At 56.7% G+C, this 26129-nt stretch carries 24 protein-coding genes; 17 read left to right on the top strand and 7 right to left on the bottom strand.

Annotation, left to right across the window (positions count from 1 at the left end; translation table 11 throughout):
• Positions 1-2 precede the first annotated feature (2 nt).
• The 16 genes from tssJ (at position 3) to H8F22_RS17270 (ending at position 18352) form a co-directional block, all read left to right on the top strand.
• Entirely contained in the window at positions 3-503 is a 501-nt protein-coding gene (tssJ, locus tag H8F22_RS17345) for a type VI secretion system lipoprotein TssJ (RefSeq protein ID WP_027926322.1), read from the top strand.
• Positions 504-505: 2 nt separating this feature from the next.
• Positions 506-1837: a type VI secretion system baseplate subunit TssK gene (gene tssK, locus H8F22_RS17340; protein WP_027926323.1), complete on the top strand. Its 1332-nt coding sequence runs from the start codon at positions 506-508 to the stop codon at positions 1835-1837.
• A gap of 5 nt (positions 1838-1842) precedes the next feature.
• Positions 1843-2718: a type IVB secretion system protein IcmH/DotU gene (icmH, locus tag H8F22_RS17335; protein ID WP_027926324.1), complete on the top strand. Its 876-nt coding sequence runs from the start codon at positions 1843-1845 to the stop codon at positions 2716-2718.
• A 13-nt stretch (positions 2719-2731) separates the two neighbouring features.
• Positions 2732-6256: a type VI secretion system membrane subunit TssM gene (gene tssM, locus H8F22_RS17330; RefSeq protein ID WP_059181939.1), complete on the top strand. Its 3525-nt coding sequence runs from the start codon at positions 2732-2734 to the stop codon at positions 6254-6256.
• A complete protein-coding gene (locus H8F22_RS17325) occupies positions 6256-6984 on the top strand; it encodes a PP2C family protein-serine/threonine phosphatase (RefSeq protein WP_123433131.1) in 729 nt (242 codons plus the stop codon). Before tssM ends, H8F22_RS17325 begins: the two co-directional genes overlap by 1 nt.
• Complete coding sequence (locus H8F22_RS17320; protein WP_194940490.1) at positions 6981-7982, top strand: serine/threonine-protein kinase; 1002 nt, start codon at positions 6981-6983, stop codon at positions 7980-7982. The genes H8F22_RS17325 and H8F22_RS17320 overlap by 4 nt, the downstream gene beginning before the upstream one ends.
• A 28-nt stretch (positions 7983-8010) precedes the next feature.
• Entirely contained in the window at positions 8011-10053 is a 2043-nt protein-coding gene (locus H8F22_RS17315; RefSeq protein WP_194940489.1) for a type VI secretion system Vgr family protein, read from the top strand.
• A 51-nt stretch (positions 10054-10104) separates the two neighbouring features.
• Positions 10105-12774, top strand: coding sequence for a hypothetical protein (locus tag H8F22_RS17310; RefSeq protein ID WP_228758828.1), 2670 nt, complete (start codon positions 10105-10107; stop codon positions 12772-12774).
• Positions 12771-13724 (top strand): hypothetical protein, encoded by a 954-nt coding sequence (locus tag H8F22_RS17305; RefSeq protein WP_194940488.1) that lies wholly within the window; start codon positions 12771-12773, stop codon positions 13722-13724. The genes H8F22_RS17310 and H8F22_RS17305 overlap by 4 nt, the downstream gene beginning before the upstream one ends.
• 90 nt (positions 13725-13814) lie before the next feature.
• On the top strand, positions 13815-14318 hold the full coding sequence (locus tag H8F22_RS17300; RefSeq protein ID WP_194940487.1) for a hypothetical protein: 504 nt from the start codon (positions 13815-13817) through the stop codon (positions 14316-14318).
• A gap of 376 nt (positions 14319-14694) precedes the next feature.
• Positions 14695-15315 carry a DUF3304 domain-containing protein gene (locus H8F22_RS17295; RefSeq protein WP_228758827.1) on the top strand — a complete coding sequence of 207 codons (621 nt, stop codon included), beginning with the start codon at positions 14695-14697 and terminating at the stop codon, positions 15313-15315.
• Entirely contained in the window at positions 15300-15722 is a 423-nt protein-coding gene (locus H8F22_RS17290; RefSeq protein WP_194940486.1) for a DUF2235 domain-containing protein, read from the top strand. The genes H8F22_RS17295 and H8F22_RS17290 overlap by 16 nt, the downstream gene beginning before the upstream one ends.
• Positions 15723-15823: 101 nt before the next feature.
• Positions 15824-16105: a hypothetical protein gene (locus H8F22_RS32670; protein WP_228758826.1), complete on the top strand. Its 282-nt coding sequence runs from the start codon at positions 15824-15826 to the stop codon at positions 16103-16105.
• 475 nt (positions 16106-16580) lie between these two features.
• Positions 16581-17171: a lysozyme inhibitor LprI family protein gene (locus H8F22_RS17280; protein ID WP_194940485.1), complete on the top strand. Its 591-nt coding sequence runs from the start codon at positions 16581-16583 to the stop codon at positions 17169-17171.
• An 84-nt stretch (positions 17172-17255) separates the two neighbouring features.
• Positions 17256-17855, top strand: a complete 600-nt coding sequence (locus H8F22_RS17275) for a hypothetical protein (protein WP_228758825.1) — start codon at positions 17256-17258, stop codon at positions 17853-17855.
• The gene (locus tag H8F22_RS17270) at positions 17852-18352 is read left to right on the top strand and encodes a hypothetical protein (RefSeq protein ID WP_324188017.1); all 501 of its coding nucleotides are present in this window, start codon (positions 17852-17854) and stop codon (positions 18350-18352) included. The genes H8F22_RS17275 and H8F22_RS17270 overlap by 4 nt, the downstream gene beginning before the upstream one ends.
• 56 nt (positions 18353-18408) lie before the next feature.
• Here H8F22_RS17270 and H8F22_RS17265 read toward each other — a convergent pair whose 3' ends face one another.
• Positions 18409-18792 carry a DUF6124 family protein gene (locus H8F22_RS17265; RefSeq protein ID WP_102599722.1) on the bottom strand — a complete coding sequence of 128 codons (384 nt, stop codon included), beginning with the start codon at positions 18790-18792 and terminating at the stop codon, positions 18409-18411.
• A 502-nt stretch (positions 18793-19294) separates the two neighbouring features.
• Between H8F22_RS17265 and H8F22_RS17260 the strand changes: the two genes are divergently transcribed.
• Complete coding sequence (locus tag H8F22_RS17260; RefSeq protein ID WP_194940484.1) at positions 19295-19672, top strand: SCP2 sterol-binding domain-containing protein; 378 nt, start codon at positions 19295-19297, stop codon at positions 19670-19672.
• Positions 19673-19751: 79 nt separating this feature from the next.
• Here the strand turns inward: H8F22_RS17260 and H8F22_RS17255 are convergent, their stop codons facing one another.
• The 6 genes from H8F22_RS17255 to exbD form a co-directional block, all read right to left on the bottom strand.
• A complete protein-coding gene (locus H8F22_RS17255; protein ID WP_059181949.1) occupies positions 19752-20009 on the bottom strand; it encodes a hypothetical protein in 258 nt (85 codons plus the stop codon).
• 248 nt (positions 20010-20257) lie between these two features.
• Positions 20258-21658: an aminoacyl-tRNA deacylase and HDOD domain-containing protein gene (locus H8F22_RS17250; protein WP_027926339.1), complete on the bottom strand. Its 1401-nt coding sequence runs from the start codon at positions 21656-21658 to the stop codon at positions 20258-20260.
• Between the two features lie 78 nt (positions 21659-21736).
• Complete coding sequence (recG, locus tag H8F22_RS17245; protein ID WP_194940483.1) at positions 21737-23812, bottom strand: ATP-dependent DNA helicase RecG; 2076 nt, start codon at positions 23810-23812, stop codon at positions 21737-21739.
• A gap of 9 nt (positions 23813-23821) precedes the next feature.
• A complete protein-coding gene (locus H8F22_RS17240) occupies positions 23822-24751 on the bottom strand; it encodes a hydrogen peroxide-inducible genes activator (protein WP_027926341.1) in 930 nt (309 codons plus the stop codon).
• A gap of 200 nt (positions 24752-24951) precedes the next feature.
• A complete protein-coding gene (locus tag H8F22_RS17235) occupies positions 24952-25701 on the bottom strand; it encodes an energy transducer TonB family protein (RefSeq protein ID WP_194940482.1) in 750 nt (249 codons plus the stop codon).
• The gene (gene exbD / locus H8F22_RS17230; protein ID WP_194940481.1) at positions 25698-26126 is read right to left on the bottom strand and encodes a TonB system transport protein ExbD; all 429 of its coding nucleotides are present in this window, start codon (positions 26124-26126) and stop codon (positions 25698-25700) included. The genes H8F22_RS17235 and exbD overlap by 4 nt, the downstream gene beginning before the upstream one ends.
• Between the last annotated feature and the right edge of the window lie 3 nt (positions 26127-26129).

Genomic DNA, 26129 nt, shown 5'->3' with positions numbered 1-26129 from the left:
GCATGTCTCGCTGCTCGACCGCTTTTTTCAAGACGCTGACGGCGCTCATGGCCCTGGTGCTGTTGGCCGGCTGCTCGTCGCTGTCGCCGTATTCGAAAGTCACCAAGCTCAACCTGAAACTGACCGCCAGCGATCAGCTGAACCCGGACCTCAACGGGCGTCCGTCGCCGATTGTCGTGCGCCTGTTCGAGCTCAAGCACCCGGTGACGTTCGAAAACGCCGACTTCTTCAGCCTGTATGAACGCGCCAAGGAATCCCTGGCCCCAGACCTGGTGGCCAGCGAAGAACTCGAGCTGCGCCCCGGCGAAACCGTTGAGCTGAAACTCAGCGTGGAGGAGGGCAGCCGCTACGTTGGCGTGCTCGCCGCTTACCGCGACCTGCCGGAAACCAAATGGCGCTACACCGTGCAAATCACCCCGGTGGAAGTCACCGACGCTGACCTGACGCTCGATCAGGCCGGTATCCGCAATAGCCTCGAAACGCTCGCCAAGGCGGATGACTGATCATGAATAACCATAAAGTCATTTGGCAGGAAGGCATGCTGCTGCGCCCGCAGCATTTCCAGCACAACGATCGCTACTACGATCACCAGATGAAGACCCGCACCCAGTTGCTGGGCAGTTACACCTGGGGTTTCCTGAACCTGGACATCGATTTGCAGTTCCTCAACATGGGCAAACTGGTGGTCAGCCAGGCCTCGGGGATTCTGCCGGACGGCAGCCTGTTCGAACTCGGTGGCAACACCGAACCGCTGGCGCTGGACGTGCCGCCGAACACCGGCAACACGCCGATCTACCTGGCGTTGCCGCTGGTCACCGGTAACCACATCGAGGCGCGCCGTCCGGAGCAATCCGACGTGCTGGCGCGCTACACCGCGTACGAAGCCGAAGTCGCCGACTCCAACGCCGGCGACGACTCTGCCAGCCAGGTGCGCTGCGGTCGCCCGGACTTCAAATTGTTGCTCGGTGAACAGCAGAGCGATCAGGCCTACGTGAAGCTGAAAATCTGCGACGTGCTCGACACCACGCCTGACGGCGTGATCAGCCTCGATCCGGATTTCGTGCCGACTTACATCCAGGCGCATGCCTCCAGCTACCTGCTGTCGTGCCTCAAAGAAGTGATCAGCATGCTCGGTCACCGTGGCGACACCATCGCCGAGCGCATCCGTTCCAACGGCAAGGTCGGTGGCGCGGAAGTCGGCGACTTCATGATGCTGCAACTGATCAACCGCACTGAACTGTTGCTGCGTCACTACCTCGGCCTGGAGCAGGTTCACCCGGAAGAGTTGTACCGCACGCTGCTGACCATGCTCGGTGACCTGGCGACCTTCTCCAGCGACAGCAAACGCCCGCGCCTGGACAGCCGTTACCAGCACAGCGATCAGGGTGCGAGCTTTCGCAAACTGATGGAAGCGATCCGCCAGGTGCTGTCGATGGTGCTGGAACAGCACGCCATCGAACTGATCCTGCAGGAACGTCAGTACGGGATCATCGTCTCGCCATTGCACGACCACAAACTGCTGGGCTCGGCGTCGTTCGTGCTCGCGGCCAGTGCCAACTGCGACTCCGAAGAACTGCGCCACCGCTTGCCGGCGCACCTCAAGGTCGGCCCGGTGGAGCGCATCCGCCAACTGGTCAACCTGCACCTGCCGGGCATCAAGGTCAAACCGTTGCCAGTGGCCCCGCGGCAGATCGCGTTCCACTCCAACAAAACCTATTTCATCCTCGAACTCAGTTCGGGAGACCTGGCAGACCTGGAGCGCTCCGGCGGCTTCGCGTTCCACGTTTCCGGTGAATTTGCCGAGCTCGAACTGAAATTCTGGGCCATCAGGAACTGACTGAAATGATTAAGGACATGGAACACCATCAGGACGATAAAACCGTCTTGCTCGACCGCCAGGGCCACGGCCCGGCGCAAAGTCCGCTGACCGATTTCGCTGCACCGCCGCGTTTCGAACAGCTCGAAGAACGTATGATCTACGCCGCGCGTTTGCGTCCGGCCGAAGCGTTCAACATCAGCCTCAATTCGCTGGTGGCCGCTGCGTCCGAGCTGCTCTCGGAAGTGGTGCGACTCAAGCACAGCGACACCCGCGAAGACATGTATGCGCTCAACGAGCGACTGACCGCCGGGCTCAAGCTGTTTGAAGTGCGCGCACTGCACAACGGCGCCGAAAGCAGCCAGGTGATGGCCGCGCGCTACGTGCTGTGCACCGTGGTCGACGAAGCCGTCGTGACCACGCCGTGGGGCAACGAAAGCGAGTGGTCGCAGATGAGCCTGCTCAGCAGCTTCCACAACGAAACCTTCGGTGGCGAGAAGTTCTTCCAGCTGCTGGATCGCCTGTCGAAAAACCCGGTCAAGCACCTGCCGATGCTGGAGTTGATGTACCTGTGCCTGTCCCTCGGTTTCGAAGGCAAGTACCGCGTACAAGCGCGCGGCATGCTCGAACTCGAAGGCATCCGCGATGCCTTGTACCGGCAGATCCGTCAACTGCGTGGCGACGTGCCGCGTGAGCTGTCGCCGCACTGGGAAGGCCTGAACGATCAGCGCCGCAGCCTGGTGCGCATCGTGCCGGCGTGGATGGTGGTGCTGTTCACCTTCGTCTGCCTGGTGGTGATGTATTCAGGTTTCGCCTGGGTGCTCGGCGAGCAGCGCGACACCGTTCTGCAACCTTTCCAGCCGCTAGATCCGGCCGCGGTCCAGCCGCAGTCACAGCCGTAAACAGGGACGTGTCATGAAAAAGTTTTTCAAGAAAGTCGGCGCATTCTTGCGCAAGACCTGGGTCTGGACCTTGCTGGTGGTGCTGTTTGTCGCGCTGCTGGTGTGGTTCGTCGGGCCGCTGCTGGCGGTGGATGACTACAAGTTCTGGGAAGGTTCGACCTCGCGCTTGCTGACCATCAGCGTGCTGTTCCTGATCTGGGGCCTGACCATGGTCTTCGTCAGCTGGCGCGCCGGTGTGCGTAAAAAAGCCATCGAAGACACCGAAGACGGCCAGGACCGTATCCGCCGCGAAGAGCTGATCGACGAAGAAGAGAAAGAGCTGAAGGTGCGTTTCAAGGACGCCCTGAAAACCCTCAAGACGTCGAGCCTGTATCGCGGTCGCAGCGAGCGCTGGCGCAGTGATTTGCCGTGGTACTTGCTGATTGGCCCACAGGGCAGCGGCAAGACCAGCCTGCTGGACTTCTCGGGCCTTGAGTTTCCGATCAACAAGATCGACCGCAAGCTCACCCGCGACACCCAAGGCACTCGTCATTGCGACTGGTATTTCGCCGACCACGGTGTGCTGATCGACACCGCCGGGCGCTACCTGACCCAGCCGGACGGCGAAGTCGACGGCAGCGCCTGGAGCACCTTGCTCGACCTGCTGCGCAAGCGTCGCCGCAACCGGCCATTGAACGGTGTGCTGGTGACCATTCCGGTGGAAACCCTGCTGTGCCCCGACGAGAAAGACCTCGACACCCTGGCCCGCCAGGTGCGTGCGCGCTTGCAGGACGTGCATCAAAAACTCCACGTCGACGTGCCGGTTTACCTGGTCCTGAGCAAGGCCGACAAGCTGCTCGGTTTCGACGAGTTCTTCGATCAACTGACCCGCGAAGAAAGCGATCAGGTGCTCGGCACCAGCTTCCGCAAAGAGCAGAGCGGCACCGACGTTGTAGTATTGCGCGCCGAGTTCGAAGAGCTGCTGCGTCGCCTGAACAGCCAGGTGATCATGCGCATGCATCAGGAGCGCGACACCCAGCGCCGTGGCCGCATCCTCGACTTCCCGCATCAGCTGGGGCAGATCGGCGAGCGCCTGTGCCTGTTCGTCGACATGGCGTTCACTGGCAACCGCTACCAGCGTGTCAGCCAGTTGCGCGGTTTCTACCTGACCAGCGCACCGCACCTGACCCAGGAAATGGACCAGACCACCGCCGGCATCGGCGCCAATCTGGGCATGAACGCGGGCGTGCTGCCGACCCTGCGCAGCGGCCGTTCCCGCTTCATCCATCATTTGCTTAGCCGGGTGATTTTCCCCGAGGCCGATCTGGCCGGTCTGGACAAGCGCGAACGCAGCCGCATCCATTGGGGCCAACGTGCGCTGTATGTGGGCGCGCTGGCGGCATTGGCGCTGTTCGGCATGCTCTGGGCGGGCGGTTTCTCCGCCAACTACGAGCGTCTGGAAAACCTGCGTAACTTGGCCACCAACTGGACGCAACAGCGCTCGGCGCTGACCGCGCGCGATGATTCCATGGCGGTGCTCAAGCCGCTCGACACGGCCTACGCGGCGACTCAGGTCTTCCCGAAAAAAGGCGACGTGAGTTACCACGAGCGTGGCGGTCTGTATCAAGGCGAAGACGTCAATCCAGTGGTCAAGAACGCCTACGAGCGCGAGCTCGAAGCGCAATTGCTGCCGAAGGTTGCGACGCTGCTGGAAGGGCAGATCCGCGCCAACATGCACGACCGCGAACGCCTGCTCAACAGCCTGCGCGCGTACCTGATGCTGAACATGAAAGACCGTCGCGACGGCCCGTGGCTCAAGGATTGGGTTGCCACCGAATGGTCCCAGCGTTATGCCGGCAACACCGCCGTGCAGAACGGCTTGAACACGCACTTCGAGCGTTTGCTGCAGCAGCCGTTTATCTACCCGCTCAACGATCAACTGGTGGCACAGGCCCGTCAGGTCCTGCGCAGCGAATCGCTGGCCAACGTGGTTTACCGGATGCTGCGCGAGCAGGCCCGCAACCTGCCGGAATACCGTCTCAGCCAACACCTCGGCCCACAAGGTTCGCTGTTTGTCGGCACCGATTACGTGATTCCCGGCTTCTACACCCAGCAGGGTTATCAGCAGTATTTCTCGGTCCAGGGCAGTGCGCTGGTCACCGACATCCTGCGTGACAACTGGGTACTGGGGGAAGGCTCGGGCATCAGCGGCATGGACTTGCGTCGCCTGATGGTCGAACTGGAACAGCTGTACTTCCGCGACTACGCCAACTTCTGGAGCGAAGCGGTCGGCCAGGTTGCGTTGCCGCCGATCAACGACGCGGGTGAGGGCGCCGAGCAACTGGCGGGCCTGACCTCGGCCAACTCGCCAGTCCTGCAACTGCTGGTGGAAGTGCGCGAGAATACGCGCTTCCCGGTGGCCGCTGACAGCGCTGAAGACGCCGCCGATGCAGCCGGGAAACTGGCAGAGAAGGGCGGCAAGCTCGGCAAACTCGCGGCAGCGGCGGCGGATAAAGCCGCTGACATGACCAAGAACCTGCCGGACACCGCGAAGAAATCACTGCAACGCCGCTTTGAACCGTTGCACCGTTTGCTGGACGACAACAACGGCCCGGCCGCTGATTTGACCCCAGCCCTGGCGGCGCTCAACGACCTGCAAATGCAGCTGGCGAGCCTGGCCCGCGCCAGTTCCCCGGAGCAGGCCGCGTTTGAAATGGCCAAGACCCGCATGAGCGGCCAGCGTGATGCGCTGAGCGCCCTGCGCAATGCTTCGAATCGTCTGCCGCGTCCGGTCAGTGTGTGGTTCAACGTGCTGGCCGAAGACACCTGGCGTCTGGTGCTCAACGATTCTTATCAGTACCTGAACCAGCGCTATCAGAGCGAGCTGTACAGCTTCTATGGCAAGGCGATCAACAAGCGTTATCCGTTCAGCGCCCACAGCACCAGTGACGTGGCGATCAGCGACTTCCGCGAGTTCTTCAAGGCCCAGGGCATCAACGATCGCTTCTTCGAGACCTACATGCGTCCGTTCGTCAGTGGCGATCCGGGTAACTACCGCCTGCGTAGCATCGACGGTCACAGCCTGCCAATTTCCAAGGTCTACCTCGACCAGATGGCCGCGGCCCAAGTGATTCGCCAGAGCTTCTTCTCGATCAACCCGGCCGAGCCGCAAGTGCAGTTCAAACTGGAGCCGTACACCCTCGACCCGGCCGTCAGCCGTTCCGAGTTCAAGTTTGGCGACAAGACCATCGAATACCGCCACGGTCCGATTGTGCCGGTGTCGTTCAAATGGCCGACCGACGCTGAAGACGGTCGCACCAGCCTGGTCCTCGACAAAATGGCCGGGCGCCCGATCGGTATCGAAAAGAACACCGGCCCATGGTCGCTGTTCCGTCTGTTCGATCTGATGCAGACCGAGTACCTGAGCGGTCGCGATGTGCTGGTATTGAAAGCTGACGTAGGCGGCCTGCGCGCCAATTACCTGCTCAGCAGCCAGCGCACACCGAACCCGTTCGACATGGGCGTGCTGCGCACCTTCCGTATGCCGGTGCAGCTCTGATGCTGGTTGCCAGTCCCTGGCGCAGCGCTGCGCGTACCGACGCCGGCAAGGTTCGGGCGCGCAACGAAGATGCTTTTCTCGACTGCCCGCAGCAGGGGCTGTGGGTGGTCGCGGACGGCATGGGCGGTCATCAGGGGGGCGACATTGCCAGCCAGTTGATCGTCGCCAGCCTGGCGGAATTGCCGGTGCAGGATGATTTCGACGAACGCCTCAAAGGCATTCGCCAGTGCCTGCACTGGTTGAACCGCCGCTTGGGGCAGGAGTTGACCGTCACCGCCGGGCGCCACGACAGCATCATGGGCAGCACCGTGGTGGCGCTGTTGGTGGACGGCAATCGCGCGGCCTGCATCTGGGCCGGTGACAGCCGTTGCTACCTGTGGCGCGGCCAGCGTTTGTATCAACTGTCCAAGGACCACTCGCTGCAACAGCAACTGATCGACGAGCAAAACATGAGCATCGAAGACGCCAAGGCTCACCCTGCCGCCCATGCCCTGACCCGAGCGGTCGGGGCGGCCGAGCAATTGACCCTGGACGTGCTCGAACTCGAGGTTTATCCCGGCGATGCGTTTCTGTTGTGCAGCGATGGTTTGTACAACGGGTTGAGCAGCGATGCCTTGGGCAACGCCCTGAGCCTGACCGCGCCGCACGTTGCGCTGGAGCGTCTGTTCGATGGCGCCTTGCGTGGCTCGGCCCGGGACAACCTGACTGCCGTGGTGATCCGACAATGACCCAACTCATGCCGCCGCTCGACGACCTGCTGGTGACCGACGAGGAAGCCAATAACCTGACTTACTTCGCGTTCGCCAAGTCGCATAAAGCTGAGCCCGCGCTGGCGCCAACCAAGGCCAGCATCGGCGAAATGCCCGACGTGCTCGCAGGCCGTTACCGCATCGAGCGTCTGCTCGGTGCCGGCGGCATGGGCGCGGTTTACCGCGCACGGGACTTGCTGAGCGAACAGTTCGGCGATCCCGACCCTTATATCGCGCTGAAAATCCTCAGCGAAGAATTTGCCGAATCGCCGGACGCCAGTGCCTTGCTCTACAGCGAGTTCGCCCTGATCCGGCGCCTGCGCCACGACAACGTGCTGCGCTTGCACAGCTTTGAAGTGGACACCGACTGCCAGCGCGCCTTCATCACCATGGAACTCATGCGTGGGTTGACCCTGGACAAATTACTCTGCGAGCGGCCCCTGGGCCTGCCGTGGAAAGAACTGCGCGACATCGCGCTGCCGCTGCTCGACGCGCTGGCCTACGCCCACTCGCGCGGCGTGCTGCACGGCGACATGAAGCCGAGCAACGTGATGCTCAGCGAAGAAGGCGTGCGCCTGTTCGACTTCGGCCTCGGCCAGGCGGTGGAAGGCATTCTCCCCGGCCTGCCGCACCTGAGTCGCGACCGCTTCAACGCCTGGACCCCCGGCTACGCCGCCCCGGAACTGCTCGAAGGCCAACCGCTGACCGCCAGCGCCGATGTGTACGGCGTGGCCTGCGTGCTCTACGAACTGGCCGGCGGCAAACACCCGTTCCGCCGCTTGCCCTCGACCGAGGCCCGCGACGGCCAGCTCGAACGCGAGCTGCACCCGCCGCGAAACCTGCCCAAACACTGCTGGCCAGCCCTGCGAACGGCGCTGGCTTTCGATGCGGCCAAGCGCACCATCACCGCCGCCCAACTGCGTGACGCCCTGGGCGCCACATCGTCTTTGCTGCAACGCCTGCGATTGAAGGCGTAACGGATGACCACCGAACAGGGAGCAAGCAATGTTCAACCTCGCTAACGAAACACATTTCACTCTGACGGTTGAAGACTACGTCGGCGACCTGCAAGTGCTGTCGTTCACCGGCCCCGAAGGCATCAGCCAGCCGTATCGCTTCGACCTCGAACTGGTCAGCGAAAACCCCGATCTGGACCTGGAAAAACTCCTGCACAAACAGGCGTTCCTGGCGTTCGATCCACAGGGTTCCGGCATCCACGGCCAGATCTACCGCGTCGCCCAAGGCGATGCCGGCAAGCGCCTGACCCGTTACAAAATCTCCCTGGTGCCGCACCTGCAATACCTGCATCACCGCACCAACCAGCGCATTTACCAGCAGATGTCGGCGCCGAAAATCATCGCGCTGATCCTCGAAGAGCACGGCATCAAAGGCAACGCCTACCGCTTCCAGCTCAGCCAACCGTGCCCGGACCGCGACTACTGCGTGCAGTACGACGAAACCGACCTGCACTTCGTCCAGCGCCTGTGCGAAGAGGAAGGCATTCACTACCACTTCCAGCACAGCGACAAAGCCCATCTGCTGGTCTTCGGCGACGACCAGACCGTATTCCCGAAGCTCGGCCAGCCAACCGCGTATGTGCAAGGCAGCGGCATGGTCGCCGACGAGCCCGTCATCAAAGGCTTCAAACTGCGCCTCGAAACCCGCACCGGCCGCGTCACGCGCCGCGACTACGATTTCGAAAAACCACGCCTGCAACTCGAAGCCGCCTACAAACCCGACGGCGAAAGCACCGAACCGGATCTGGAAGATTACGACTACCCTGGCCGCTTCCTCGATCGCGCGCGCGGCAAATTCCTCAGCCAACGCGCCCTCGAACGCCACCGCGCCGACTACCAGCAAGCCGAAGGCCACGGCGACCAGACAAGGCTGATCAGCGGCCACTTCCTGGAAATGTCCGACCACCCGCGCACCGAGTGGAACGACCTCTGGCTGCTCACCGAAATCGTCCACGAAGGCAAACAACCGCAAGTCCTCGAAGAATCGGTGACCAGCGACACCACCGACAACAAAGACGACTTCCACCAGGGCTACCGCAACCGCTTCCTCGCCACCCCGTGGAACGTCTTCTACCGCCCCGCGCTGGAACACCCCAAGCCCCGCGTCCTCGGCAGCCAGACCGCCATGGTCACAGGGCCCAAAGGCGAAGAAATCCACTGCGATCAGTACGGCCGCATCAAAGTGCAATTCCACTGGGACCGCGAAGGCTTGGCCGACGACAAAACCAGCTGCTGGATGCGCGTTTCATCGAGCTGGGCCGGCGACCGCTACGGCGCCATCGTCATCCCGCGCATCGGCATGGAAGTCCTCGTCACCTTCCTCGAAGGCGACCCCGATCAGCCGTTGGTGACCGGGTGCCTGTACCACAAGGAAAACCAGGTCCCCTACGAATTGCCGGCGAACAAAACCCGCACCGTCTTCAAAACCCTCAGCTCACCGGGGGGCGGTGGGTTTAATGAACTGCGGATTGAAGACAAGAAGGGTGCGGAGCAGATCTTTATTCATGCGCAGCGGGATTGGGATGAAAACATTGAGCATGATCAGAAGATTCGCGTCGGCAATGAGCGGCATGACACGGTGGTCAAGAACACCTACACCGAGCTCAAGGCGGAAGAGCATCGCACCACGATCGCCGACCGCAAGGTTGAAACGCGGCTGGATGATCACCTGACGATTGGGCAGAACCAGCACGTGAAGCTCGGGACTGCGCAACTGACGAGTGTTGGGAAAGAGATTCATCTGAAGGCTGGGGCGAAGATTGTTATCGAAGCTGGCAGCGAACTCACCATTTTGGGGGGAGGGAGCTTTATCAAGCTGGATGCCGGCGGGGTGACGGTGGTTGGGCCGGTGGTGAAGATTAATGCGGGTGGTTCGGCAGGGAGCGGGACGGGGATTGGGATTAAGCCGCCGGTGCTGCCGGGGGCTGCGGATAAGGATAAGGCGGGGAGTTTGATGGATCAGGCGTTGGGGAATGCGCCTGAGGAACAGGTCAAACGCAAACCGAAACGAATGCTCAATTTTTCCGGGTAAGACATTGACGGCAATCCAAGCCACCAGGGATCAGAATTCAGGTAATTGGTAATGACAGAGACAACAAACAAAATTCAAAAATGGTCGTATCCCCTGAAAGTAGGGACAGCCGAAGCGACCGATCCGCAGCAGTTCTACAAAGCGTTAGCCAAAGCTAAAGATGGTTACTACCCATTGGGGGCAAATGGCCTTTGGCATGGTGGTGTTCACTTCGATGAAGCTTCGGGGTTGGTGAAGGATTTGACGGAGGTCAGATGCATCGCTGATGGAGAGGTCGTCGCATACCGAATTGACGAGAAATATCCGACTTCTGATTTTGGCTCGGCGCACTCGGTTTATTCGACGGGGTTTGTGCTGGTGAAGCATCGACTTGAACTTCCGTCACCTTCTACGCCAGCTCCTGCTACCGGTGCGGCTGCTGCAACTGGGCCGAGCCTGACTTTCTTCAGTCTCTATATGCACCTACTTGATTGGGAAACCTATAAAACGAATCCTACGCTTAAACCACCGGGTTTCTGGGGGAAAGGCCTTTATCAAGTAAAGGAAAATCTTCGAACCAAATCATTGGGGCTTAGGGTTCGTGAAGGAAATTCGTCTCAAACACCCATTTTGGCCGTACTACCCCGTGGCACTAAGATTCTCACCAAACCGGCACCGTCTAACCAAAACTGGCTTGAAGTAGTAAGCGTCACTCCTGAGTTCCCAAGCTTGGCTGTCAACACTGGATGGGTATTTAAGGGGCAAATGAAACATCTGGGGGGTGAGAGCTATCTGGTAGGAGAGGAAGCAAAAGACGCTCCTCCAGACCAAAAGAGCGGCGCTAACGTTCGCGATGCTACTAGCAGTGGGCAACCGATCGCGTTTTTACCGGCGGGTACGCAGATTAGGATTAGCGACGAACAAGCCGCAAGACAATATCGCAAGCTGGTAGAGATCGTAAGCGGTCAGCCTATTCCAGTTCTAAAGGCTGGTGGCGACGGTAAATTGCCTGGATTTGTTTGGCTTGAAGATTTGGAGGCCAAGAACGAGCCCCATGCCCCTATTGGGCAGGTAGTTCCACTGGCTCAGGCCTTCAAAGTTAGGGCCGGTGAGGTGTTGGGGCATGTTGGAAAATACCAGACCCATGCAGATGCCGCCCCGAAGAATTTATTACATCTCGAAGTTTTCAGCTGTGAGGACGTGAAATCTTTTACTAGTAAAAGTAAAGAAAAGGCTGTCGGCCTACCCGCTGCTGAAAAGACATTAGTCAAGATACCAGTAGACACGTGGTTAGTTACTCATGCTCCACACATGAATGCCGCGACCCCTCCTAAAGCAGCAGATCCAGGTAATAAAGTGGGGTATGACTTCTATATTCCTGTTGGATTGCTTGAAGCATTGCCAGCGGAGAAGAAAATCAAAGAATCTGTTGTGATGGGTACATCGACCTCCACCACCTATTGGTGGCGCCTAGATGGGTTATTAGGTGACAAAGATGGTAATGGAATTGATGGATGGTTTGCAGAACCCGACACAGTGCTCTCGCGGCACTCTCCTTTTGAATGGAATGGGTTCAACTTTATTGACGAAACCACGAGCAATGTCGACCACCTAGCAGCTTTTCTGCATGCCCAAGATAGGCTCGATGAACAAGAGCGTGAATCGTATCTTCCGAATGTAGAGGTCGCCCTCGCTGGTTCTGTTAGCGAGACGCTGTACAAGATTCTCGACAGGAATGGGGATAAAAAGCTGGCGCCGTCTGAAATTGCGGAGGCGTTGGGCAAACCGTGGTTCTCTCAACCCATATCGCAGATGGTGACGCGTTATGAGAATGAATGGGACTACAAAAAAGAAAACTGGGATGCCCTGGATGAAATTATTGGCCACAGCGATTCTGACCCTCATAAAGCTTGGGTAGAAGAAAAGGTACGAATTGAACGGTTAAGTTGGTGGGCGAAGTTGGTTGGGCAGCATGGAATAACTGCTACTACTAGCGTACAACATATTCACCCTGTTGGCTTGATATCAAATTGTATGAAGTATTCTTGCGGGTGCTTAAATATAGAGAAGTTCGTTGAAGAGTACAAAAAAGAACATCGGCATGTATTTGGCTGGTTCGAAGACGACAACGTGACTCATGTTTCACTGGCTTATTCTCTGAATCAAGAGTCAGAAGAAAATCTGAAAAAGCTATTGGCGATGATGATGAAGTTGTGGGGTGAGTACTTTGATGAGTGCAATGATGTTTACTTGGCCTATATGTTAGCCACAATTCGTGTGGAGGCATACGATTTTAATCGCGTTGTTTTCTTCGCCCCTATTGCTGAAAAAATCAGTGAAGAAAAAGCTGAAATAGATTACGGTTCTGGCCCCACAGGGCGTAGGGCCGCTATGGCGAGGGACTATCATAATACTGAAATTGGTGATGGCTACAAGTATCGGGGTCGTGGGCTTAGTCAGATAACCTGGAAAGCTAACTATGAAAAGTTTTCTGCAGCCTTGGGGATAGATTTTACAAATAATCCAGATTTGGCTTTAGAGTTAGAATATGCAACTAGAATTATGATTGGCGGAATGAAGGGCGGGGTATTCAAAGCAGGAGAGACACTTGCTGCGCATTTATCTCCTGGAAATAAAAATTATGTTACGGCTCGTAGAATCATTAATGGGACTGACAAGAAAAACGTAATTGCATTTTATGCCCAAAAATTTGAAAATCTTTTAGAGAGAATTAAAAATTGAAGATTTTAGTTTTGATTTTAGCCATTCTGGTTCCCGCCTTAAGTTACGCGAAGCCATTTTTTCCCAGTCATGATTCGTGCGCCGGCAAAGAAAAAACACAAGCTTGCAAAGTTGTACTCAATGAAGACGGTTTTTTAGTTGATGCTGTTACAGGTGAAAAGCTATCAGAAATCTCTGAGGATACGGGGATGATGAGCGCTAACTGGCTTTATATATATGGTGATAAATATGTTCTGGAGCATTTGGACTTTTCATCCTCTAAGTCCCGTAGCTGGGTAGTGTTCTCCTACAGTAAGCAGCAAGTTGTGGTCGATAGGATCTACAGTTTTTCTCAGGTCATTTCAGCGGCATCGGTAGCTGCTTGGTATGGATATGAATGCCGAGCCGGCGAAGGAAGTCTAATCAATGCAAAGGATCAAGCATTTAGTGAGTCGGCAGTAAGCGCATTTTGTGGAAAAGCTGCCAGAAATAGTCTGAAGCTAAGAAAAGAAACGCCTGATTCGTCCATGGGTGTAGATATCGCTATAAATATCCCTGTTTATAGCGCAGGGGAAACAGCCGATTCAGCTACGTATTTGTTTTTCGACACGGATAAGCCCGATTTTTTTCAGATGGCTTGTTATTCGAACTGCAAACTGAAGTCTGATGGCACGGCCATCACGTATGTCGGAAGAGTTTCCAAAAGTACCTGGTTTCTCGGCGACATAAAAAATACTTCATGTGCTAGTGAAGGGAGTTATAAATATAAGAGCTCCTCCGAGAAAATTGTTTTTGATGGATGTGTCGAAGCAGGAAGCATGAAATTGACTGAGTACGCAGCTGGTGGAAAAAGCCCGCGGGCTCAGTTTGTTGGTAAGGCAGATGGTGATGGCTATAAAGGCGAGTGGATATCAAAATCTGGTGATAATAAAAAATATAGCTTCTTCATGTTTCCTTTAACAGTTTATTGAATTGCAGATGAAAGGGGGTGGGGCAAGCTTTAACAGTTATGTGGAGGTTTGGCCTGTCTCGCAGCAAATTCGAAAAGCGCGAATTTATATATGAAGTACTTTTTTGTTCTTGCTTTGTTTGCTACTGCTGCTCGCGCTGCCCCTGTAGATGTCTGTTATCCCACGGAAGGGCCTAAGCATTTTTTATCGCAGTGGACCGAAGATTCACGCACAATCGATTTGCTTTCACGGGTTGAGGATGAGAAATTTTCAATTGAGGAAGGGGAAATCGTCTATAACGAAGACTTCAATGGTGATGGAGTGAAGGATTTTATTTTTCTTTCATATTCTAGCGCGGGTTCCAGTGGTGATTTTACTTACGGATTTTTTGTCCAGTGCCAAGGCTTTCTGAGGAATGTGGGAGGTGATTACTTTGCAGATGTAAAAGTTCTAGATAGCCATCCAGAGAATACTCCATATAAAGATATTCAGATCTATTCTTATAATAGAGATAAACAAGATCAAATTATGCACAGAGATGGAAAGCCGCTGACTACTCCCCATCTTTGGCGCTTCAATTCAGAAACGAAGCTGTATGAAGGTGAGTCAAGATAAGTGGAGGTTGAAAGTGAAAAGTTGACGGATTTATTTATGATGATGCGGTCGCCAATAAATAATCCATCCCCTTTTCCTAGTCCCCTTTTTCTAATAAATAAATCTGCCCTGCGGTTTTACTTCTTCTCCTGTGATCGGTCGTAGCGTCGAGGGTCAACCGTGACAACGAAGTTTAAAAGGTTTGCTGTAGCACTGGTGAGCGCCGCTTTCGCGGCATCGATGATTTCGGCTCATGCACAGGTGAAAAGGGGACGGATTTATTTATGATGATGCGGTCTCCAATAAATAAATCCGTCCCCTTTTCCCCGTGAGTGGATTAAACCCGGATCTCCGGGTGTTTTATTAATTGCCCGATGAACATGGAGGAACCGAAGGTATGTCAGTATTAACAGGTGTTATTAAGTCAGTTCGCTGCTGCGCGACGTTGATGGTAGAGCTGTTTGTAGGAAGGCAGTATTTAGATCGGAAAAATATTAACTCTAATAGGCCTGGAAAATTATTAATCCTATCAGTCGGAATGCTTTGCGTAAGCGCGTGCAACGCTGGTCCGGAAATGGTGTCTGCACCGGTTACTGGTTATAACCATACATCCGCAGAAATTATAAGATTTAGTATTAACGGTGCCGGTGGTCCACGGATTCCAGCAAATCAAGGTGGAGGTGAAGTTTTCTGTGGCACACTACCCGTTCAGTGGAATCCTGGAATTAGAGCGATTATCGAGTGGGACAAAGATCCAAAGCCATACCAATCCCTCAAACGTGATCAGTATGGGCAAATTGTTAAAGAGGCTGCAGTTCGTCACTCCTCTGGTTACTCTCACCATACAGCTACGGTTGAGATTCCCAAGTACGCCGAAAAACTATGTGCGTTACAGGTTCACTTTCTTCCCTGCGACCAGGTAAAAGTATCCACGACTTGCTTCACACCCGGCAATCCAAATTATCCAGATAGAGCGTACTTTCAAGCTAAGGAGCCGACCTCATGTTCGAATCATTGATGGCAGATGGTGCTCCTCCGCCGGAGGGAGCACTAATTGCCCCAAGCTTTCCTCTTACGCGTCGGTTGCCAAATGATCCGGGACAGTTGTCGAAGAACATACAACAGCAGAAAAAAGACGAAAGAGTATTTGGTAATAATCAACGCAAGCTTGCTCAAACTAAGGGGCAGGCAAATAGCGGGGTGCCTTGCTGTAAAACATTACATATCACATTGGCTTTTGATGGCACCAATAACAACGATCAAGCAGACGGCTCGTCAACACCCAATTCTCGAAGCAATATCGCTCGGCTTTTTCACGCAAGTTTGGGGGCAAACCCTGATACGCAGAGTGAGGGATTTCTAAAATATTATTGTCCCAGTGTCGGGACAGTTTTTCCGGTGAAAAGGGGACGGATTTATTTATGATGATGCGGTCTCCAATAAATAAATCCGTCCCCTTTTCCCGCTTTTCCCCTGATACCAAGCCCTCGCTGCACTAATGAATATTAACTAAGAGGTCATTCGCTATGCTCCGTTTTTTTATGTTTGCTTTCGTTTTTCTTATATCAAATTCCAGCAGTGCTCAAGATGTAGATTACCTTCAGGGTCGAGTGATTCAGGGGCCGTTTAAAACTAATGTTGTAAAGGGAGGGGAGCTGTCCTTTTTGCAGACAGGGAGCGCAGAGTTTCCGGTTTCTTTGGTTTTGGATGTTGTTGGTGTCGATAATAAAAAAAATAGAAGTCTTGTCGATAAATATGATGTGGCGGGCTCGGACCCAAAAATCGAGTCGATTTTTTTTATCCGGTAAAGGGTAAGAAAAATGTACTGGTTTTGGTTTCTTGGGAAATCACGAGCAGAGGAATTGGAACGTACGGAACCCTTTATCAAGTTTATGGGTATGAAAAAGGTTCGGACAATAAATTGGTTGTGAATAAGCTTGTCAGGTTTGATAAGAACTTGAGTGGGATGGAAGGGTATCAAGAAGGTGAGGAGCAACATTTCCCTTATGTTAATGCAGGTTTGATCAAGTCCTATATTAACGCTGCTAAATAGTGATGGCTGGCAATTTTTTGCGTGCCATAGGGGAACACCACGCTCTATCACTTGTGCGTAAACGTGGCTTGTCCCCGGATTCACGGTTTTCGTAGTGATTGGGAGGTAGTGGGCAAAAGTGCAGCCAGCGGCTTCCTTGTCGCGCATTTCAGGGTGAAAAGGGGACGGATTTATTTATGATATGCGGTCTCCAATAAATAAATCCGTCCCCTTTTCCTTACAAAAAACTGATGGCGCGATTTGAGGCTCAGCAAAAGCGTGATACGGAACAAGGGAAAGCGTTCATGGCTATTGCCAGAGATTCCCAGCGGGCCTGGATCAAGTTGCGAGACACCACTTGCCCGCTTGAAGCCATGGATATCGAGCCTGGTACAGCGGCGCATGCCACGACGATCAATAACTGCATTGCCAGAATGAGTTTGGAGCGTGCTGTTTATCTGGACGGGATCGTGACGGATAGGTCGGGCGACTTGCTCGATCTTAACAAGGTGTTTACGGCGGGCTCACAACGCTACGGTGATGTTGTGGCTCGCTATGTGACTACCTTCGGCAGCGTTTGTCTCAACGCCCAGATCCTTGCGCCTGACGGCGGCTGGAGAGTACTGTCATCTGCGCGGTTCTGCAGCTTTGACGGCAAATCGTTTTGGGATGGTTATTCCTATGCCGGGTTCGAAAACCTTGAGTTTCATGCGGACGGGTTGCACGTGACGCTCAGCTTGTCGGAACTTCGTGGCAATGGTGAGGAGCGTCGTGCCTGTGTAATTCCGATTCAGGACTCGCAAATCAAAGAGCTGAAATGCGGCCCGCCTGAATCCATGTAAGTACAAGCAAAGATATGAATTGTTCGATTCGTGTATCACCAAGGAAGGTAGCTGAAATTGGAAAGGCTTTTAAGGTATGCCTGCGTGCTCGGACTCATGGTTGGCTTACCAATTCAACCGGCATCGGCAAGCGACCCGCAAACCATTGGTGAGCTGCATCCGCCTGTAGTGGCATCCGTGGGCGATCAAAAGATCATGGTGTACTTTTTTAAGAACAATCTGAAAGATCAGGCGACAGAGGTCCACGTTCCTGACGCCGAAATTTTCTACTCACCAGTAAACGCAACGAAGCCAACGCTGAACTATGTGTGGAAGCTGGAAGATGAGCAGGTTGTGTCGGTGTTTTTCTTCGAGCGAAAGACCCCGGAGCGGGCGGGGAAATCCATGTTTGTGCTGGGGAAAAGCAAAGAGTCGTACATTAGCTTCGAGGGCTTTTCCTATTCAGTATTAGAGCTGCCGCTCATTAAAAACGGCAACCAGTTGTCTTTGAAGTTTTTTCGCGGTGATCCGTCAGATCCTGAATTGCAGAACTGTCGCGACGGTAGAGATCTGGAGAGGGGGGTAGACGTGGTATGCGCTTACAAGGACGCGGCGAGTATTAAAAAGCGTTTGGCAGCACTTGATGGAAAGGCTGTTGCAGATCAAAAGCGGGAGCCCGGTCGTCGCATTGGTATTCAACAGTGACCACGGTAGTTCAGAGGCTTTCGGTCGTAACGTTGACGGACAACACCGCTAAAGGAATGATCGATTTGAAATCTTTGTCTGTGTTTTTTATTGCGTTGTTGCTCCTCTGCCCGATGGCGGCTTACAGCGAAGTCACAACTGAGGTTTCTTGTTTTCGTTCGCTGGAAGGCAAAAACATCAATTTCGAATTCAGAACCTATTACGACTCGGTCATCAAATGGGGAGGCGCCGGGGTTAGGTATAGCAAGTCGAAGAAGGCCATTCCTCTCGTCTATCGGAACACTGAGGAAGAAGTCATGACGGAAGACGGGCCGTATCAGTTCACGACGACTTGGGTGGAGGTTTCTGACGGTGTGGTGACGGGGGAGTATGAAAGGGCAACTCAGGGGGCTCGGGTAAACTCGATGTACTACACGAATTACAAATCCGGTAAGAAGTATTCGTTCGATCAAGATATCAGCATGGAGGCGTCACCAGAGGCAGGCTGTCAGTGGTGAGTCGAGATCATCAAGAAAGGGGACTCAACATCCCCTTTTTTTATCCCGTGGCTCCGTTACACCTTCGCCCGATGCTCCGCCGGATTCGGCGAATCAATGTGATCCAGCGCTCGCTCCACCAACAACCGGACCCCATCCGCCAATCTGCTAAGCGCCAAAGCTAAGGAGCGACGTGCTCCGTCCACGTCGTCGGCCAGGTTGGCGGCGATGGCGCTGATGGATAGCAGGTCTTCCGAGGCGTTGGCCAGGAGGGCTTCGGTGTCGATGTCGGGGGAGACGGCGAAGAGGTTGCCTTTGCGAGGCTTGGGTTTATCGCCTGGTGGTGGGGCGAAATGGTGGTTGAGGGCGCGTTCGGCGGCTTCGTGGAGTTTCTTCGAATCGAGGGATTCGTAGGGGGAGGTGGCTTCGTTTGCTGGTGGATTCGGTGTTGGCTTGATCATTAGTAATTTCCGATATGTGTTTTAGATGTAGCTGTCTACTCTTCGCTTGCATTCGAATAAGGGTGGCAGCCGTGCGCAGGTGTGCAAGACCGGGCATATCGGACCCCGGCAGACCCCAAAGGGACCTCCCACGCACAGCCGCCATGAAGCATTTACATCAAGCTGAAAGACGCTTGATGTTCGGTTTGGCGACCGTGCGGCGATATGTACCGGACTTGCACGTCCGTGTCACCGATTTTGCGGTAACGAACAAAGACTATCGGCGAAGCCAAAGGCTGCCTAGTTCACGAACAGCACCACGTGTTGAAGGAAATATCCGAGGGAGTCGAGCGTAGAAACATCAAAATCCTCACGCTTTTAAACACCCTCGTTTCGTCAATGACTTGGTAGTCATCAGCGTCAAAAACCACGGCATCTTCTTCTATCGCTGCACAACAGTGGCGTTCTCGCTTGAAGCCGCTACACTGCGCCGGCCGTTCACTTTTCTCTTGAGGCTGTGCGCATGAAATTTCGTTTTCTACTGTGGATGCTGGGTTTGTTGATGGGTAAGGCCAGTCGGACTAATCCTGCGTTTCAGCAGCAGTTGGGTGACAAGGAATTGGTGTTCCAGCTACAGACCCTGGACGGGAAGGTGGCGCGGCATTTCTTTGTGAAGGATCAGCGCATTACCAGCAAGTCGGGCGTGTATGCCGAGCCGGCGTTTGCGATTGCGTTCAAAGATGCGGCGTATGGCTTTGCCACGATGCAGGCGAAGAACAAGCAGTTGGCGTTTATGACGGGGATTCAGGACAAGTCGATTCAGATCAAGGGCAACCCGGCGTTGGTGATGTGGTTCCAGGGGTTGACCAAGTATTTGAAGCCTAGGAAGGCTAAGGCATAGGTCATTCAGCCATTCGACTCAGAAGGCTCGCCGCCGTCGAGTGGCTGGGCGGCCTCTAAGTCGCTGAGCGGATTAAGACTCATGAGCTACGTTTCTGCGCACGCCTCTCCTGAAGATAGCGCCCTTGCAGCGCCAGGATCTCAGACTTGCTGAGAACACCCTTTCTCTTGAGATTGACGAGCAGTTGCTCGATGCCATCCAACTCAACGACATCGCCAGTCATACGGGTAATGATCACGGCTATACGGCTCATGCCGTCAGGATCAGCAGTAACCTTGTGATCGTTAGCAAGTTTGCGGATTTGACTTGCAACACTGACAGCCGCTGTTTGGGTCATCGGAAGCGCTCAATTGGCAGTCGCATCATAGCGGGGCGCAGGTTTGAGGTGATCAGATAAACCGCGGGGTATTCTTCGCGAGCAGGCTCGCTCCCACAGGGGCTTGTGGTGATTCAGAGATACCGAGTTGGATTCATCGCGAGCAGGCTCACTCCTACAGGGTCTTGTGGTGAATCAGGTAGATCGGCGGGGGATTCTTCGCGAGCAAGCCCGCTCCCACATTAGACCGAGTGTGGGAGCGGTTTTTTTTAGGCCTGTGTGAATTGCGAAGCCAGTTCGCGCAGCAGCACTTCAGCCTCTAGAACTTTGCTGACCACGTCGTTGGCTTTGTCGCGGCTCAGGCCGACGCGTTCCAGCAGGGCGTCGGGGATGTCTTCATCCGGCCCGGAGCCAATCCCACGACTACGCAGCAAACGCACCGCCAAACACACGAGGTTCGGGTATTCGGCGTAGTCGCCGTCGTAGTGCGGGTCGTGCTGGAAGCGCAGGGCGGTGGCCAGTTCGTCGGGCATGTCCCAGTAGCGCATCAGCCATGAGCCGATCTGTTCGCGGCTGATGCCGAGCAGGTGTTGCTCGACGTAGCTGTGGCACAGGTGCTGGTTGACTTCCAGGTGGCGGCAGATCAGTGAGAAATGCGGCGGGAAGACGTGGGCCAGCAACAAGTAGCCGAAGTTGTGCAGCAGGCCGGCGAGGTAGGTCAGGCCGGCTTCCGGGCGCTGGGCGCGCGGCATGGCGCGGGTCAGGCCTTCGATGACGGCGGCGGTGTAGATCGATTGCTGCCAGTACGGCGTGGCGTGTTGCGGGTGGTCTTTGGGCAGGCTCAGGGTTTTGCCCAGAGCCAGGCCGAGCGCGAGGTTGATCACCAGGTCGAAACCCAGGACCCGCACAATCGCGTCTTCTACTGAGCGAATCTTGCCCGGCGAGGCGTAGTACGGCGACGCGGCCCAGCTGACGACTTGCGCGGCCAGCGCCGGGTCGGTTTCGACGACGCCGGTGATGTCGTCAATGGTGGCGTTGGGGTCGACGCGCAGCTTGATGATTTTCTGTGCGGTCTCGGCCAGCGGCGGAATCTCGATGGTCTCTTCCAGGCGTTGCTGGATGCGTCGCGCGGTGAACACTTGAACGGCCTGGGTGATTTCCTTGCGGTCATCGTCGGGACGGTCGAGGTTGGGACGGATGCTGGTCAGGTTCTCGCCGAAGTTGGCGGCGCTGGCCTTGGTCAGCATGGTCTTGAAATCTTCGCTGGTGATTTCCAGCAGCAGGCCCGGCTCGCCCGAGTTGATCAGCAACTTCGGTTGGCGCAGCAGGCTTTCTTCGTACAGACACGGCGAACTGGTCAACGCCGGCAGGCCGGGTAACAGGCTCAAGCTGTGTTTGCCGAGCATCTTCACCAAGCGTTCGGTGGGCACGGCAGTGAGGCGGCGGCCGGTCAGTTCAGCGAGGCGATTGAGGTCGAGCAATTGGCTTTGCGCAAACAGCACCATCAGCGCGCCGACGGCATCGTCCAGCAACACGGCCTGTACTTTGCGCGAGGCGTTCAAGCCGTGGTGGTCCAGCACTTCTTCGTAGGCAATGCCCAGCTTGCCCAGCAGCAACCGAATAACAGACGGAGCGTGCAGGGGTTCCGGGGCGAGGGCAGCTTCAGTCATGGTCTGTATCCGTATTCAAACAATTGCAGGAGTATAACCAGCTTGTTTAAAAGCATCGTCCACAAACTGCGACGGTGCTCACACTTGGCCGTATTGCTGCCCATGGCGCAGCCAGCGGTCGAGCAGCGGGCTGACGTGGTCCGGCCAGCGCTCCAGCAATGCCTGGGCGGCGTCGCGCACGGCGGGCAATAAATCGGCATCACGCATCAGGTCGGCGACCTTGAATTGCAGCAGGCCGGTCTGGCGCGTGCCGAGCATTTCGCCGGGGCCGCGCAGTTCGAGGTCCTTTTCGGCGATGACAAAACCGTCGTTGGTTTCACGCATGATACCGAGGCGTTGACGACCGATTTGCGACAGCGGCGGATGGTAAAGCAGCACGCAATGGCTGGCCGCGCTGCCTCGACCGACACGGCCACGCAACTGGTGCAATTGCGCGAGGCCGAGGCGTTCAGGGTTTTCGATGATCATCAGGCTGGCGTTCGGGACGTCGACGCCGACTTCGATCACGGTGGTCGCAACCAGCAGTTGCAGGTTGCCGGCCTTGAATTCGGCCATCACGGCGGCTTTTTCCACCGGCTTCATGCGGCCGTGGATCAGCCCGACCTTCAACTCGCCGAGGGCGGCGGTGAGGTCTTCGTAAGTGGTTTCGGCGGCCTGGCAGGTCAGCTCTTCTGACTCTTCAATCAGCGTGCACACCCAATAGGCCTGACGCCCTTCGGCACAGGCGCCGCGCACCCGTTCGATGACTTCAACGCGCCGGGTGTCGGTGATCAACACGGTGTTGACCGGGGTCCGGCCGGGCGGCAGTTCGTCGAGGATCGAGGTGTCGAGGTCGGCGTAGGCGCTCATGGCCAGCGTCCGCGGAATCGGTGTGGCGGTCATGATCAGTTGATGCGGACACATGCGCCCGCCGACACCTTTCTGTCGTAACGCCAGACGCTGCTGCACGCCGAAGCGGTGTTGTTCGTCGATGATCACCAGCGCGAGGTTCTTGAACTGCACTTCGTCCTGGAACAGCGCGTGGGTGCCGACCACCATCGGCGTGCCGCTGGCGATCTGTTCCAGCGCGGCGACGCGGTTCTTGCCCTTGAGCTTGCCGGCCAGCCACGCGACTTCAATGCCCAGCGGTTCGAGCCAGCGCTTGAAGGTGATGAAGTGCTGCTCGGCGAGGATCTCGGTGGGCGCCATCAGCGCGACCTGATAGCCGGCCTCCAACGCCTGAAGCGCGGCGAGGGCGGCGACCACGGTTTTACCGGCGCCAACGTCGCCCTGAATCAGCCGCAGCATCGGTTCGTGCTGGCTCAGGTCGTAGGCGATTTCGTTGCCGACCCGTTGCTGTGCGCCGGTCGGTGCGAAGCCCAGATTGGCCAGGTACTTGGCCGGGAGTTGGGTGGCTTTTGGCATGGCCGGTGCGCGCAGGGAACGCATGCTTTCCCGCAGCCGTTGCTGGGACAGTTGATGGGTCAGCAACTCTTCAAAGGCCAGGCGGTGCTGCGCCCAGTGATGGCCGAGGGCGAGTTCATCGACGTCGGCATCGGCAGGCGGGTGATGCAGGTAGCGGATCGCATCGGCCAGCGGCGCGAGTTGATAGTCACGAGCGAGTTCGGTCGGCAGCCAGTCGGGCAGGCTGGTCGGGCCGAGCATGGTCAGGGTTTGCATGCACAGTTGACGCAAGCGCTGCTGGGTCAGGCCTTCGGTGAGCGGGTAGACCGGGGTCAGGGTTTCGTCCACCGGCGGTGGCTCGTCGCCGGTGATGGCGCGGTATTCCGGGTGGTAGATTTCCAACCCCGACGCACCGGGCCGGGCTTCGCCGTAGCAGCGAATCCGCGTGCCGCGTTTGAGGCCTTCTTTCTGTGCATTGCTGAAATGGTAGAAGCGCAGGCTGAGCCCGCCGGTGCCGTCTTGCAGGCGCACGACGAGGCTGCGGCGACGGCCCATGACCACATCGGCGCCGCTGACGGTGCCTTCGATCACGGCGTCTTGCCCCGGTCGCAAATGGCCGATCGGGACCACGCGAGTGCGGTCCTGATAGCGCAGCGGCAGGTGAAACAGCACGTCCTGAAGATTCTCCAGGCCGACCTTGGCCAGCTTCTCGGCCATGGCCTCGCCGACACCCTTGAGTGCCGTCACCGACACTTGCGACAACTCGGTCATGACAGCAACTTACGCCGCCACCACCGGCACGGACGGCTTGGCCACCGAGCACAGGCGAATGGAGTCAGCGAGGATTTCAATCGCCTTCGGCCGCGGGAAGCTGGCGCGCCAGGCGATGGCCACGGTGCGGAACGGCACCGGCGGCGTCAGTGGGCGCACTTCGATCACGCCGGGGGCGTAGTGATGGCTGTCGACGGCCGACAGCGGCAGGATCGAGATGCCGAGGCCGGAAGCGACCATGTGGCGGATGGTTTCCAGGGAGCTGGATTCCACCGTGGTGTGTTTGGCGCCGTCGTTGCCTTTGGTCAGGGTCGGGCAGGCTTCCAGCACTTGATCGCGGAAGCAGTGGCCTTCGCCGAGCAGCAGCAGGCTCTTGTCGTTGAGCAGGCTGGCGTCAATGGATTCTTTTTGCGTCCACGGGTGCTGGGCCGGCATCAGGACGTAGAACGGCTCGTCGTAGAGCTGCAAGGTCAGGACGTCGGCTTCGTTGAATGGCAGGGCGATGATGATCGCGTCGAGCTCGCCGTTGCGCAGTTTGTCGCGCAGCACGTGGGTGAAGTTTTCTTCGATGTACAACGGCATCTGCGGGGCGACCCGGTGCAGTTGCGGAATCAGGTGCGGGAACAGGTACGGGCCGACGGTGTAGATGGCGCCGACTTTCAGCGGGGCAGTCAGCTGGTTTTTACCGGCCTGGGCCAGTTCGCGGATGCCTTGGGCTTGTTCCAGGACTTTTTGCGCCTGGGCCACGATGCCTTCGCCGACCGGAGTCAGGCGCACGGCGCTCTTGCTGCGCTCGAAAATCAGCACACCGAGTTCGTCTTCAAGCTTTTTCACGCCCACCGACAGGGTCGGTTGACTGACGTGGCAACGCTCGGCCGCATGGCCGAAATGCTGCTCTTGGGCGAGGGTAACGATGTAGCGTAATTCTGTGAGAGTCATAGCAAGCGTCCATGAAGTTGCGCGCCAAGCATAACGGCTGCAATCGATAGACGCACGTTATCAGAGTGAGTGTGTTGAGTGACACTGGGTAATGCGTGTTTGCCGCTGGCAGATACGCGAAAGGCACCTTTCGGTGCCTTATCGCGGACATTCCTGCTGGGGGAGAACCCTGTGGGAGCGAGCTTGGCTCGGTATTGCTTCTAGCGGCGGCGTTTGTCTATGGAATACAGGAACGGGGCCGTGATTTCGATAGTGCCGTTGGTGAGCATGTCAGCCGGTGGCTTGGGCAGCGGCTGGGCGTCACGGATCATTTGCAAGGTGGCGCGGTCCAGATCGGAATTGCCGGAAGGGCTCTCCAGTTGGAATGACAACACATTCCCTTGCGCATCCACGACAAAGCGCAAACGGTTCACGCCTTCCTTGTTCCGCAGCCGTGCAGCGTCCGGGTATTTCTTGTGTTTGGCGAGGTGAGCGAGCAATTCGCTTTGCCAGCTGGCCTTGGCAGCCTGCTGCGCCGGCGATGGACCCGGTGCCGGTTGTGCGGATTGTTCGGTAGGCGCCTGAGTCGGTTGTGCGTCGCTCGGTTTAGCCTCGGACGGCTTTTCCTTCGGCGGCTCCGGCTTCTTTTCCACGGGCTTGGGCGGTTGCGGCGTGGGCTTGGGTTTGACCGGCTTGGGCACGGCAATCTCGGCTTTCGGCACCTCAGCCAGTTTCGGGATCGGCAGTTCTTCCACCGGGGCCGGTGGCTGCGGCGGCGTGATGACCTTCGGCGGCGCGGGCGGTGGCGGCGCCGGGACCGGTGCCAGCTCAACCATCATGGCCTGCGGCGGCAGCTCAATCGGCGGGCGCGACGTCCAGTTCAGCGCCAGCGCGATGGCCAGTGCATGAACGCCCAGCACCACGGCCAGGCTCGCGCTGTAACGCGTCAGCTTATGGCGCGTCGTGATCATTTCTTGACTGCCGACTCGAGCCCGACCAGACCCACCTTCAGGTAACCGGCGGAGCGCAGGTTATCCATCACGCTCATCAGGTCGCCGTAATCCACGCCTTTGTCAGCCTGGAAGAAGATCGTTGTGTCTTTCTTGCCCTTTGTCTTGGCGTCCAGTGTGGCGCCGAGGGCTTCGGCCTTCACTTCTTCTTCGCCGAGGAACAGGCGCTGGTCAGCCTTGACGCTGAGGAACACTGGTTTTTCCGGACGTGGTGCCGGTTTGGCGGTGGAGGTGGGCAGGTCGACCTTGATGTCCACGGTGGCCAGCGGGGCGGCCACCATGAAGATAATCAACAGCACCAGCATCACGTCGATGAACGGCGTGACGTTGATTTCGTGGTTCTCGGCCAGATCGTCGTCTGCGCCTTCTCTCAAATGCAAGCCCATGGC

It is taken from the genome of Pseudomonas mucoides, assembly GCF_015461845.1.
GTDB lineage: Bacteria > Pseudomonadota > Gammaproteobacteria > Pseudomonadales > Pseudomonadaceae > Aquipseudomonas > Aquipseudomonas mucoides.
Note: the sequence above shows the minus strand (reverse complement) of the source record. Positions and strands in the feature narration are given on the sequence as shown.